At 40.0% G+C, this 12,347-nt stretch carries 10 protein-coding genes; 3 read left to right on the forward strand and 7 right to left on the reverse strand.

The window, feature by feature from the left end; genetic code table 11:
• Window positions 1-2: 2 nt before the first annotated feature.
• Window positions 3-2,345 carry an ABC transporter permease gene (locus tag EHR06_RS02255; protein WP_135755524.1) on the reverse strand — a complete coding sequence of 781 codons (2,343 nt, stop codon included), beginning with the start codon at window positions 2,343-2,345 and terminating at the stop codon, window positions 3-5.
• Window positions 2,339-3,070 (reverse strand): ABC transporter ATP-binding protein, encoded by a 732-nt coding sequence (locus EHR06_RS02260; RefSeq protein ID WP_135755525.1) that lies wholly within the window; start codon window positions 3,068-3,070, stop codon window positions 2,339-2,341. The genes EHR06_RS02255 and EHR06_RS02260 overlap by 7 nt, the downstream gene beginning before the upstream one ends.
• A gap of 331 nt (window positions 3,071-3,401) precedes the next feature.
• Between EHR06_RS02260 and EHR06_RS02265 the strand changes: the two genes are divergently transcribed.
• The gene (locus EHR06_RS02265) at window positions 3,402-3,923 is read left to right on the forward strand and encodes a hypothetical protein (RefSeq protein WP_135755526.1); all 522 of its coding nucleotides are present in this window, start codon (window positions 3,402-3,404) and stop codon (window positions 3,921-3,923) included.
• Between the two features lie 77 nt (window positions 3,924-4,000).
• Here the strand turns inward: EHR06_RS02265 and EHR06_RS02270 are convergent, their stop codons facing one another.
• Window positions 4,001-5,161 carry an LptF/LptG family permease gene (locus EHR06_RS02270; protein ID WP_135755527.1) on the reverse strand — a complete coding sequence of 387 codons (1,161 nt, stop codon included), beginning with the start codon at window positions 5,159-5,161 and terminating at the stop codon, window positions 4,001-4,003.
• A gap of 102 nt (window positions 5,162-5,263) precedes the next feature.
• Between EHR06_RS02270 and EHR06_RS02275 the strand changes: the two genes are divergently transcribed.
• Window positions 5,264-5,737: a HEAT repeat domain-containing protein gene (locus EHR06_RS02275; protein ID WP_135755528.1), complete on the forward strand. Its 474-nt coding sequence runs from the start codon at window positions 5,264-5,266 to the stop codon at window positions 5,735-5,737.
• 9 nt (window positions 5,738-5,746) lie between these two features.
• Window positions 5,747-6,508 carry a HesA/MoeB/ThiF family protein gene (locus EHR06_RS02280; RefSeq protein ID WP_135755529.1) on the forward strand — a complete coding sequence of 254 codons (762 nt, stop codon included), beginning with the start codon at window positions 5,747-5,749 and terminating at the stop codon, window positions 6,506-6,508.
• On the opposite strand, the gene EHR06_RS02285 is transcribed toward EHR06_RS02280, so the two are convergent.
• The 4 genes from EHR06_RS02285 to EHR06_RS02300 form a co-directional block, all read right to left on the reverse strand.
• Window positions 6,502-7,845 carry an LA_0442/LA_0875 N-terminal domain-containing protein gene (locus tag EHR06_RS02285; protein WP_244288471.1) on the reverse strand — a complete coding sequence of 448 codons (1,344 nt, stop codon included), beginning with the start codon at window positions 7,843-7,845 and terminating at the stop codon, window positions 6,502-6,504. The two genes, EHR06_RS02280 and EHR06_RS02285, sit on opposite strands and share 7 nt — an antisense overlap.
• A gap of 20 nt (window positions 7,846-7,865) precedes the next feature.
• Window positions 7,866-9,197 carry an LA_0442/LA_0875 N-terminal domain-containing protein gene (locus tag EHR06_RS02290; protein WP_135755530.1) on the reverse strand — a complete coding sequence of 444 codons (1,332 nt, stop codon included), beginning with the start codon at window positions 9,195-9,197 and terminating at the stop codon, window positions 7,866-7,868.
• 205 nt (window positions 9,198-9,402) lie between these two features.
• Window positions 9,403-10,446, reverse strand: coding sequence for a tetraacyldisaccharide 4'-kinase (gene lpxK, locus EHR06_RS02295; protein WP_135755531.1), 1,044 nt, complete (start codon window positions 10,444-10,446; stop codon window positions 9,403-9,405).
• Window positions 10,447-10,455: 9 nt separating this feature from the next.
• Window positions 10,456-12,339, reverse strand: coding sequence for an ABC transporter ATP-binding protein (locus EHR06_RS02300; protein WP_167492263.1), 1,884 nt, complete (start codon window positions 12,337-12,339; stop codon window positions 10,456-10,458).
• Window positions 12,340-12,347: the final 8 nt, after the last annotated feature.

Raw genomic sequence — 12,347 nt, forward strand, 5'->3', positions numbered from 1 at the left:
TTTTATTCTCTTACCTTTAATACGGAGATCAGATCTAATGATCTTATTTTAATGTAAAGTATCCAGAAACTAAATACAGACGTAATTATAACTGTAAAGATAGAAATTATATACGTTTTCGGAGAAATGAATAAAGGGATCTTGAATCCCTCCGTTTCCACCGTGCTTAATATCCCGTATCCGGAAAAATAACCGAGCAAACAACCCAGAGGCAAGGAAGCTAAGATCACGATGGTTAATTCTCCGGATAATATTATAAAAACTTCCGTTTTAGTAAAACCTAAGATCCTCAAACTTCCTAATTCGAAGGCCCTTTCTGAAAGCGAGATCAATGCGGTATTATAGATCACCCCGACAGAAATAATACATGCAAAAATCATTATAATCAAGGATGTAGTTAATACGCTTCTGGACATCAATTCATAAAATATTTTTAAGGTTCTTGCTCGGGTGGATACTCCTGAGATCTTCGGATAGGATTTTAATTCGTTCAATAAAGATTCTTCCTTGGAGGAGTCCGTCCAAAGCGCGGCAATATTTACCTGATCTCCTTCCCTTAACAATCGATTTAAGGATTGGATCTCCTTATAAGCTCCCTGTCCTAATATTTCGTTGATGACTCCGGTTACTTCGACTTCTGTTTTGATCCTTTGCCCTTCTAATACTTCCAGTTGTATTTTATCACCTTTATGTATCCCGAATTTTTGAGCCAAACCGGAATTTAAAAGGATCCCATCTTCCGGTACAGGAACATTTTGTCCTCTTTCGTCGATCAATCTTCGGAGATAGGAATTTACCGGCATTCCGGTTAGAACGATCTCCTTACTCGAATTTCCGTAACGGATACGGATAGGTACTGCCCTATAACCTTCCGCCAATAAGATCCCTTCCTTCTTTGTTAATTCCAGAATAGAATCGGACGAGATCGAATTCTGAAAATTTAATGTAACTGTGTCCCTTTGCAGATCTTCGAATTGTATTTTTAGAATGGAAGTCATCGTGTCTCTGGAAAACAAACCCAGGATCATGATCATTACGGAAGAAGAAACTCCTAATACGAATAGTAAGGTCCTTCCCGGCCTTCTGACTAGATTCCGGATGGCGATCCTGTATATTACGGGAAGATCCTTCCAATACTCTTCCAAAAAACTTGTGGAAAAATTTTCAGGAGAGGGTGGTCTCATTGCTTGCGCAGGTTGGAGAGAAGTAGCTTTTCGGATCGATAACAAAGAACCCGCCATTCCCGAAACTATTCCGATCAATACCCCTTGGATCGCCAATACTGGATCAAATAGGAATTTTAAGTTCGGAAATTTGTAATAGTCTCCGTATAGATCCACCATCTGTGTACCCAAATAGTATCCGAATATGATCCCTAAAAAGGAACCTATGAGGCACACAAATAATATTATCTTTAAATAATGCAAAGCGATACTTCGATCACCATATCCCAGCGCCTTTAACGTTGCGATCTGTTCTCTTTGTTTAGCGATCATTCTGGATGAAACTATATGGAGAAGGAAGGCTGCTACTCCCAAAAATACCATTGGAATAGAGAATGCAGTCGTTCTTAATTGTTTGAATTCGTCTCTCAGAAAGGAGTGAGATGGAAGTTTATCCCTGTCATAAGAACCTAAGCCGCCGAATGTGGCGAGTTTCAGATCCACTTCCTTGAGCACCGAGTTTTTTTCGGCGGCGGGAGCAAAATCGAATATGATATCGTTTACTGCTCCGCTCATATCGAAGATCTCTTCTACACTTTCTTTTTTCATCCATAAGATCCCGTAGTGTTTGTCATCCGGTAGAAATCCACCCGGGCGAAAAACATACACGTATTCCGGTGAAAGCGCAATCCCGGAGATGGTCAGTACTTTTTTCTTTCCTTCTAAAACTGCAGTGAGTTTGGCACCTGGTTCCAATCGATTCGCTAAGGAGAATGCCTCGCTGATCACAGTTTCGTCTTTTTCTCGAGGTAGCCTTCCTTGTAATAATGCCAAACGGTTTAAACCTTCCGTTAGGGTGACTATTCTGCCGCCGCTCGGAATAGATTCGGATTCAAAATCTAAAACTATATCTTTAATTATCCTTCCTTCCGCATACGATACTCCGGGTATTTTAGAAATATCTAAAATTACGGATTCAGGCGCCTTATGGAGTGAAACGAAACCCTGGGACAGAGAATATTCCGCATAAAAATTATTTCTGGAGACTAGAAGGGAATCATAGGCGCTTAAGGAAGTTAAATAGACCGCGATGCCGGAAGCGATCACCAATGTGATCGTAATAGCTTGGGATTTCCAGGCCAATAATTCCCTAAGGACTTTTTTGTCTAGGACCTTTACCAATGAAGTTTCTCTGTGGAGACTTTATTTGGATTAGGTTTGTCGGATACTATAGATCCGTCCCTCATTTCCACAACTCTATCCGCTATAGAAGCGATGCTTACATTATGTGTGATTATGATAGTAGTTGTGCCCAGCTCTTTGTTGATCTTAGATATTGCATCTAATACGATCTTTCCGGTTTTAAAGTCCAAGGCACCTGTAGGTTCGTCACAGAGAAGTATTTCAGGGCGTTTGACTATAGCTCTTGCGATCGCGACTCTTTGTTGTTCTCCTCCGGAAAGTTGAGAAGGAAAATGATTTTTTCTATCCATTAAGCCGGCTAGTTCCAACGCTTCGGAAGGGGACATTGGATTATCAGAGATGTCAGTAACTAGTTTCACATTCTCTTCGGCGGTTAGACTAGGGATCAAATTATAAAATTGGAATACGAATCCCACATATTTTCTTCTGAACTCCGTGAGATCTTCGTTTTGCCCCGCTTGCAAAGGTCGTTTGTTAAAAAGGATCTCTCCGGAACTAGGAGAATCTAACCCTCCTAATATATTCAATAAGGTGGATTTTCCGCTGCCACTAGGTCCTAACAGAACTGAAAATTCGGATCGAAAAAATCGAACGTTTATATCGGTCAAAGCAGGAACCTTCACTTGGCCCATATCATAAATTTTGCCTAGTTTTACGGTTTCAAAGACCGGATCTTCCGGATCGTTTTTTCCGAATTTTTTCATAAAAGGATGATTTAGATTTAATAACCTAAGTAAAATAAAATTTTCAGGAACGAAATTGATCTATGTTAATACTTTCTAAAGTTTCCATGAGGATCTAACCCTGTTTTTAGAGGATTGTCGGTCTTTTTTCAGAATGTAATTTATCCTTTTTTTAGGGATCTAAGACTATCCGATCTAAAAAAATTTAGATAACGAAATGAAAACTTTGCAAAATCAGACTGGGTCTTTCCGTAGGAAGCGTTGACTAAAATAACTATATCTTTAATATGCAATAAATTATTCACAAACGGAAATTATTTCCGCGAATGAACAGGTTTCACGGAGTTTAGGAATGAAAAACAGAAATGTATTTAGAGTGATTGCGATTGTTGCGTTTTGTCTCAGTTTATTACCGATAGGTTTGTTTGCGGAAGAGGATGATCATTACATCCAGCCGGACGACTATTTTGTTTCCAGGGAAGAATATAACGACCAAACTTATATCAATGTATATATCGCTAAGGAAATGACTCCCGCCTCTGCCACCAAAACAAAAGGAGAAGGGGAATTCCTACAAGTGACCGACGGTAAGAAGTATTGGACTAAAAACTTCTACATGACCCGACTTGCCACCGACAAAGATCTGAAGTTAGGTGTAAAAGTGATCATGTTCGATATGGGAACGGAAGACGGATATAGAGCCCCTGAATCTAAGGAAGAAGCTAGGACTGGAAGCTGGTTCATGGCAAAAATTACGGATACTTCCGATCTATTCAAAGGGATCGTTACTGTTTCCGGAGGATATAAGATCCAAAAGAGTAATATAAGAGTGATCGTTCCAAAAGCGACAGTTACCCCTAAGGGTGGAAAATAATATTATAAAAATCAAATTTTCTTTTTAAGAAGAAAGTTTAGAAGGCCTTCTGGGATCAGGGGGCCTTTTTATTTGGTTCAGACTTTGAGCCTTTTATAAACTACATATAGTCCGGATAGGAATAACATTGGAGTGATCCAACTCGCAAGCCAGATCGGGATCACTTCGTTCTCTCCTAAAGATTTGAAAGAAGGGTCCATTACCATATAAAGAAGTGCTACTCCAATACTCACACCAAGAGAGGAAACAATCGCCATTCTTTTGGTAAAAAATCCACTGGCACATCCTACTAAAGTTAAGACAACGATTAGCAAAGGTTCGGCAAATAATGTATGTTTTGCTATATCCACATCTCCGTATGATAAGCCTTTTTTGATCCGATTTTCTTTCTCTTCCGAAAGTTCGAAGAAGTTCATCTCTTCCACGGAACCTTTTAACTTTTTGAAATAGTCCGGCTTTTCAGGCAGTTTGTATTCCTTCTCCGTGAATTTTTGAACGGAAACTACTTGCAGTTCTTCGTCGAATTTTGTCTCTTCTACACCTTTTAAGATCCAAACTTCTTTTTGGTAATCGAACTTTGCTCTTTGCGCTACCAGAAGATAATCAGGAGTTTGTTCCTGAGTCAGGCAGATATAATTGAATCCACCTTTGATCTCTTCTTCTTTCGTATCGTAATAATAAATATAATAAAAACCTTCTTGGCCCTTGAAATGTTTTTGGTAGACCACTCCCACTAATGTGTTTTGGTCTCCTTCTTTTAACATCTTATGCTCTTCGTTTGCCCTTGCGTTTAAAGGGGCCACGACGGTTTGTTTTAAGAAGAATGCGGCAAACCAAAGTACACAACTGAATGCAACGATAGGAGTCACAATCCTTCGGAAAGAGATTCCTGCGGCCATCATCGCCACCAATTCTTTATTCGCCGAAAACTGGCCCACGGTAAAGGAAACGGAGAATAGAATTGCGATGTTCATGATGTACTGGATGAGCATCTGGGGGAGTCTGAATAGGATAAAAAGCCAGCCGTGGATCTTCCCGCCTTTGGAGGAAGCCATGTCCCCTTTGATATCGCTGTAGGAAGACATAAGGGCCAAAAATCCTAAAGTGACCAAAGCCCCGATAAATATTTTTACAAACTCCGAGAATACGTACTTATCCAAGATCCTGGGAGGGAAAAATTCCTCCTTAATTCTATGGATCCATTCTTTGGGACGGATTTCGGGAAGACTGAATTGCATTCCGAATCCATCATCAAAAGGCCGAGCGATTCCTACGAACCATTTATTTGGGTTGACGATCTTGGCTCTTAAGGGAAGATTTCTCGGTCACAGGAGGAGATCATGAAAAAAAGCGCCATTACGTTCGCAATACTCGCCACTCTTATTTTTACAGTTTCGGTTTCTGCCGAAAAAAGCACGGAAGATCATATTAAGGCACTTTCCAGTGGATCCGATCAGGAAAAAATCGAAGCTTCTCTTTATTTGGGAAATAAAAAAGAAAAATCCGCAGTTCCGGAATTGATCAATCTTCTGAACCGCTCCAACGATCCTAAAGTTGCAGTTCCTGCAGGGATTGCTTTGGGCCAGATCGGAGAAGCCGGCGATACCACAATCGCTTTGAAAAACAAAGTGATCAGCTCTGATAATGGAGATATCGTTTATACTGCTCTCGTTTCTATTCTGAACATCGTGATCAAAAATGAGAAGGCGGAAGACGCTGCGAAAGAAGCCCTTGAGTTTGCGGACAAAAACCGTAGATCAGACGAGTTTGTTTCCGATTTCTTGAACGTTCTCACTAAAAAGCTGAAGGGTTAATCCTTTTAGGTGTTGAGTCCTGAGGAACTGAGTCGTTATTCTAGGAACATTCTTCTAAACGAAGTTAAACGTAACGGTCAGGAAAAACTCAAAAAATCCGTAGTAACGGTAATCGGAGCCGGGGGTCTTGGATCTCCGGCTTTGTTATATTTAGGGGCGGCCGGAGTTGGAAATATCCGGATCATAGACTCCGACATCGTAGATACCACAAATCTACAAAGACAAATCATATTCAAACATTCTGATATAGGAAGATCCAAATCGGAATCTGCATCCGAAAACCTTAGATCTTTAAATCCTTATATAAATGTAGAAGGTATACAGGCTAGACTAAATGCAGAAAATGCAAAAGATCTACTGAGTGGTTCCGATTTGGTTTTAGAAGGTTCCGATAATTTCGATACTAAGTTTCTAGTGAACGATATATGTGTAAGGGAGAAGACCCCTTTTATCACTGCGGGAGTTCTTCGTTTTGAAGGAATGGTGATGGGAGTTCGTCCGGGAAAGGACGCATGTTTTAGATGTGTATATGAAAACCCTCCGGCTCCGGAACATGTACCTTCTTGTGCGGATGCGGGAGTAATAGGTAGTATGGCCGGGATGATCGGAGCTATACAAGCTACGGAAAGCATTCAATTTTTATTAAGTGATTCCGAGAGAGATTCGGGTTTGTTCGGTAAAATTTTGCAAGTAGATTCAAAATCCATGGAATTCCGGACTATATCTACTGCCAGGCGCGAAGACTGTGCTACGTGCGGAACAGTTCACTGAGTTTCTTTTTTAGAGAAGTCTAAAGAATATCCTGCTCCTACGAAGATTGCCTTTGCCGTGGAATTTCCTGCAAGTCCTTGGGTCAAAGATTGGATCAATACCGTATTCACATAGGCGTCTAGAGGACTTCCATTTAAATCCAAATCCCCTCCGAAATGTTCCATCTTATAAGTGAGTTTAGAATATTGGAATCCTGTCCAAAAGAAGACCGAATCTCTCCAATGATAGATTATTTTTCCGGAAATAATTTGGGAGTTTACTTTCCATTGGTTATTCAGTGCCGCTCTTTCTTCGAAAAAACTTCCTACAAGATAAGCGATTTGGTCTCTCGTATAGATTGAATTTCCGTGTAAGAATTGTTTTTGGAATTCCCACCTAGTTTCCCATTTTTCCTTCCATTTGTATTCTAATGCAGCTCCGATAGAAGGACCGCTTAGATAATCGCTAAAACTGACCCCATATTTTATGGTCCAGTCTATAGTATTCGTATTTGCCGGGTCTTTGGGAGAAATTTCGTAAGTAGAATCGTCTTTTCCTTTCTGCCATATTTTATGATAACCTAATATAGGTCGGAGTTCCAAGCCTGATCTGGAAAATGTGGTATAGGAAATTTGAGCGTTTATCTGTTTATAACTGATTGTATGATAGGGAACACCGGGAGTAAATGCTCCCTGGGAAACTGTGGTCCCGGAAAGGTCCGGATATACGATACTTCCTAAATTGTTTACGGATTCCAGAGAGTTTAAGTGAGGTCCTCCTAAGTCCGCTACGATCCGTTTCCAAGTATATCTTAGATTGATAGTTTTTGCGTTTGAGTCCTTTCTATCGGGAGAATTATATATAAATCCTCCATTGCCTCCTAAAATAGAGCCATATTGTTCTACACTTCTATGGAAATTTGCGACTTGGCTTTCATAGCTGCTTCTTCCTATTCCTCCCAGAATTTCGAAACCGTGGCGATTAGATAGAGCAGGGGTTACTTTTTCTTGAGAGGTTTCTTTTGCCTTTGCGGATTTTTCTTCTTGTTCTTTTTTGAGATTTTCTTCTTCCGTCTTTAATTTTGCCTCTAAGGCCGGATCTGGTTTTTCGATCTTTTCTTGCTTAATAGGATCCTTTATATCAGGATTTTTGAATGTAATTCTGCGGATTGATGCTTTTAATATTTCTTCTTCTTTTCCTTCTGCACTTTTGAATCTGATCTTGAATGCACTTTGATGAAGAACTTCTCCTTTCAGAATTCTCCCGTCTTTCATATAAACATATTGGGTTTCGGAAAAAATATTTACCGGAATAAGTACAACTAAGCCTAAAACGAAAATTCGTTTCAAATAAAACATACCGGAAAAATTAGACGATCTTATTTGTTAAAGTCGTACGAGTAAGTCGCACCAATTTGTATTGTGGTGGATTTTGTTTCCTTGAGTGCTCCAGGACCGATAAGAGATTCGAATAATAATTTTCCTAATGGATAACTTTCTGGATCGACTCCCGAGGAATCTCCATTGCCGACGCTCAAGGCGGTCTCTGACATAGTATAAGTCCAACTCATACTATTCAGCCCCATCCAAAAACTGACTCCGTATTTCCAAGGGTATAAAAATTTCAGATCGATGATCGCTCCTTTAGCGACCCATTTATTGTACACATCTATACTTTCCGATTGGGCTTGAGCACTAATAGGCGCGTACGCATTCAGTTGTCTATCGTAAGTCCCAAAACCTTTCATTTGCAGAATATGAAGTCCGGCACGGATCTCGAACTTTTCGAATTTTACATCGTATTGGATCCCGTAGGAAAAACCTTTTAAAACTTCCGCTACAGAAGTAGGTGCCATTCCGAAATATTGGTCGGTAAAGAGCGGAGCTACTCCTGTTCCTAACGTTAAAGAATTTGAATTTTCAGTTTTTGTCCAGAACTGGTGGTATCCGATCACCGGACGAATATCATATTTAGGATGCGGATATACCGAGTACGAAAAATTTCCATAAACATGTTTCATAGAAACATCATAGTTCCCTTGGATAAATTTTGGGAATGTGCCGCTGCTCGGACCATCTATTCCGATTATACTTTGGGTTGCGGTAGATGTTACGGAACTTGCACCCGCTTCTCCTACAAATCTATTCCAAGAATATCTAATTTCCAAAGAGCGCGCTTTTCCACTTTTAGGTTTTGGTTCGATCGGATATTCGAATTTACCGTTGTCTTGGCCCATACTACTTCCGACCGCAATTACATTGTCGTAATAATTTGCTCCTTGGAAGTTTACGGTTCCGGATCCTGCTCCTAAGAATATATCTAAACGATTTCGTTTTGCTTCTTCGATCTGTTTTTTTCTTTTTTCTGTCTTCTCGTCTAAGACCGCTTGTTTTTTAGAATCTTCTTCTTGTTGTTTTGTAATTTCTTCCGGAGTAGGTGTAGGAGGTCCAACAGGAGTTTTATCCTTAGGCTCCGGAGTTTTGGCTTCTTTGAATGCCACTCTTTTGATGTCTTGTTTCGAAATTTCCTTTGTGGAACCGTCAGGAAGTTTGATCACCATTTTGAATGCTGTTTGGGAAATAATCTCCGCGGTGATCACTCTTCCGTCTTTCATATAGATGACTTGATCGTTTGGATGGACAGAAGTTAGGGAGCAGATCATACATCCGAATAAGATTGCCGCTTTGATTTTATTTTTTAGTCTTAGCATTCCGGATCTGGTCCTATTCAATTTCGAATTCTAGGAAAGAATCCTTGTAATGAAAGTAAGATTCAAGCAATAAATTGACATGCCCGAGAACTAAGAGCGGTTATCGTATAACAAATACTACATTGCGACATTCATAGTTTGAGCCGCTGGTTTTCGGGTAAGATCCCGGCTGTTTTTCGGGAAAAGAAGAAGTCATTTGATCCGCTTAGAGGAAACTGCGGACGGATCTTATTAGCTCGGATTCGTTTTCCAGAGCGGTTTCTAATCTGAGATAAAACCATTTATAAAAATTCTTATCCGTTCCAATAAGAGAAGAGATCTTTACCCCGTCTTTTTCCGTACAGATAATGTAATCTTGGCCGGAAGATTTTTCAGAGATCTGAGTTAGATCTTCTTTTGTATAAGAATAATGATCCGGATAGGATCTGGTTTTTAGCTGGGATGGATTTTGATCTTTTAAAGAAGAATAAAACGAGCCCGGATTTCCCAAGCCTGCAAAGCAGAACACAGATTTTCCTGAAAGATCTTTGACGGAAATTTCGGATCCTGCCGAAGAAAGTGGGATTAGTTTCTGGGGAGAGAATCTAAATCTTAAGGTTTGGGAAGGTCTGTATTTTTTGATCCATTTAGATAGTAAACCTTCATATTCTTCCGAAAACTTGGAAGCGACCAGAAAATTTGCTCTGGAAACAGAAGTATAAGATTCTCTTAATAAACCTAAAGGAAGCACAAATTCCATTTTAGAAAGTTTAGTACAATCCAATAAAACTAGATCCAAATCCCTGTTTAAAGCATGGTGCTGGAATCCATCATCCAGTAATACAAATACCTTTTGATTATCCGGTATTTTGTTCTCCGATCTGAATTTTAGATAAGATTCGTATCTATTGCTTCCTACATATACTTCTGCAAATGAAAGATTCTTTTTTAAAAGAAGAGGTTCGTCTCCGATCTCCAAAGGAGGGGAATTTTCGGTAACTCTTCTGATCCCTTTTCCGGAAGAACCGTATCCTCTGCTTAAGATCACGATTGGAATATTTGGAAAATTAGAATGAAGTAATTTAGCTAAATGTAGAGTGAAAGGAGTTTTGCCTGTTCCGCCTACACTGAAATTCCCGACACTGATCGTAACTGCTGAAGGAAGTGTTCTTTTTGTTTTTAGTCTTCTGTCTAAAAAAAATAAGATCTTATAGACCAGGCTAAGTAGAAATAGAACCGGAAAAAATAGGATCTTTCCAAAAGAGATCATCTTCTTTTCTTAAACCGGAGATTCTGCGAATTGCATCTCGTATAATTTTTTATACTTTCCGTCGAGGCGGATCAACTCCGAGTGAGATCCCGATTCTACCACCTTTCCGCCTTCCATTGTGAAAATAGTATCTGCGATCTGAACCGTGGAGAGTCTGTGAGCGATTATGATGACGGTTCTGTTTTTATATAAGGACTCAAGCGCTTGTTGGACAACTCTTTCCGATTCAGTATCCAATGCGGAAGTGGCCTCGTCCAAGATCAATATTTCAGGATCATTCAATAATGCTCTTGCGATGGAGATCCTTTGTCTTTGTCCACCTGACAGCATTACTCCTCTTTCTCCCACTACAGTATCGAAACCGTCTTCGAAAGATAGAATGAAATCGGTGGCGAATGCGAGTTCCGAAACTTCCCTCATTTTTTCTTCCGTAACGTTCTCTGTTCCGTAGCAGATATTCTCTCGGATACTCCCGTTAAATAAGAATACTTGCTGGTTTACGATGGAGATCTTTTTTCGCAAAGAGGCCAGATCTAAATTTCTGAGATCGGTCCCGTCCCAAGTAATGGAACCTTCACTCGGATCGATCAATCTTGGTACTAGGTCCACTAATGTGGACTTTCCCGCACCGGAAGATCCGACTAACGCAATTGTGGATCCTTTTTGTATGGAGAGATTTAGATCGGAGAGAGCGGAGCTTTTTGCTCCCGGATAAGTATATCCTACCGAATCGAATTTTAATTCTTTAGAAAGTTTTTTAGGGTAGATCGGGTTCGGAGGATTTTTTACATCCGTCTCACTATCCAACATTTCAAAAACTCTGGTTCCTGCTGCCACCGCACTCTGGATGGAGTTGGATAACATTCCCATTTGTTTGAATGGTCTGGTTAAAAATACCAAAGTTAAGAAGAAGATCATAAAATGACCTAAGGTCAATTTTTGGAGTTCGATCAAATAAGCTCCGAAAGCCAAAAATATTACGGCAACTATCGAGCTGGAAAGTTCCACCAAAGAAGGGCCGATCTGATGATAGAAATGTCCTTTAAATGTTTTATCAGAAAGATCGTTATTGATTTCCCAAAATCTCCCCGCTTCCGTCTTTTCCATGGAGAATGCGCGGATGACTCTGATACCAGAGATGACTTCCTGCAAATGTCCGTTTAGTGCGGATAATCTTTCCTGTTGATTGCGTGTTGCTTTTCGGATTCGATCCGCAAAAGAAGTTACAGGTCCCATGATCAACGGGACCACGACTAAAACCGCAATGAACATTTCCCAGCTTAAGAAAAGAAGAATGAGCAAATGTGTGATGATATAGAAAAAATCCACCACTGCATCTTTCAGATCGGAGCTGATCAATTTTGCCAAAACTTCCACATCGTTAACGATTCGGCTCATAAAGATCCCTGTCTTCTCTTGAACAAAATGATTGAGAGGAAGTTCTTGTGCCTTAGAATAAAGTTCTAATCGAAGATCTCGGACCGCTAGATAACCGCCCGAGTTGATACAATACACTGCACCCGTTAAGAATAAAAGTTTTGCTAGATAGATCGGAAATATGAATAAACAAAAAAGTAGAACGAGCTGATCTTTAGGAAGAGTGGTTAAATAAAAGTTGGTCTTGATCTTTATATCTGCGGTTAGTGCTTCGATCTTTTGAATAGCTTCTAATTCTTTTCCTTCTTCCCTTTCTTTTAACGCAGTAAATTCTTTTTTGGTGAGTGAGATTTGAAAGTCGGCTTTTCCGCCCTTTCCGATCGCGTTGAAAATCGGAATAACGCTAGTGAGAGAGGCTCCATTGAGTATGGATACAAAAAAGGATAGTACGACCCCGGTGATTAATCTGTATTTATACTTGAAGGAATACCCCAAGAGGCGTCTATAGACGTTCATAGGTCCGG

This window comes from Leptospira dzoumogneensis (assembly GCF_004770895.1).
GTDB lineage: Bacteria > Spirochaetota > Leptospiria > Leptospirales > Leptospiraceae > Leptospira_B > Leptospira_B dzoumogneensis.

What these genes read in the sequence shown, in the direction of transcription:
- EHR06_RS02270 (WP_135755527.1), bottom strand. Translation starts at nt 5,161, where the DNA reads ATGCAATTCAGTCTTCCCGAAATCCGTCCCAAAGAATGGATCCATAGA.
- EHR06_RS02275 (WP_135755528.1), top strand. Translation starts at nt 5,264, where the DNA reads ATGAAAAAAAGCGCCATTACGTTCGCAATACTCGCCACTCTTATTTTT.
- EHR06_RS02290 (WP_135755530.1), bottom strand. Translation starts at nt 9,197, where the DNA reads ATGCTAAGACTAAAAAATAAAATCAAAGCGGCAATCTTATTCGGATGT.
- EHR06_RS02265 (WP_135755526.1), top strand. Translation starts at nt 3,402, where the DNA reads ATGAAAAACAGAAATGTATTTAGAGTGATTGCGATTGTTGCGTTTTGT.
- lpxK (WP_135755531.1), bottom strand. Translation starts at nt 10,446, where the DNA reads ATGATCTCTTTTGGAAAGATCCTATTTTTTCCGGTTCTATTTCTACTT.
- EHR06_RS02260 (WP_135755525.1), bottom strand. Translation starts at nt 3,070, where the DNA reads ATGAAAAAATTCGGAAAAAACGATCCGGAAGATCCGGTCTTTGAAACC.
- EHR06_RS02285 (WP_244288471.1), bottom strand. Translation starts at nt 7,845, where the DNA reads ATGTTTTATTTGAAACGAATTTTCGTTTTAGGCTTAGTTGTACTTATT.
- EHR06_RS02300 (WP_167492263.1), bottom strand. Translation starts at nt 12,339, where the DNA reads ATGAACGTCTATAGACGCCTCTTGGGGTATTCCTTCAAGTATAAATAC.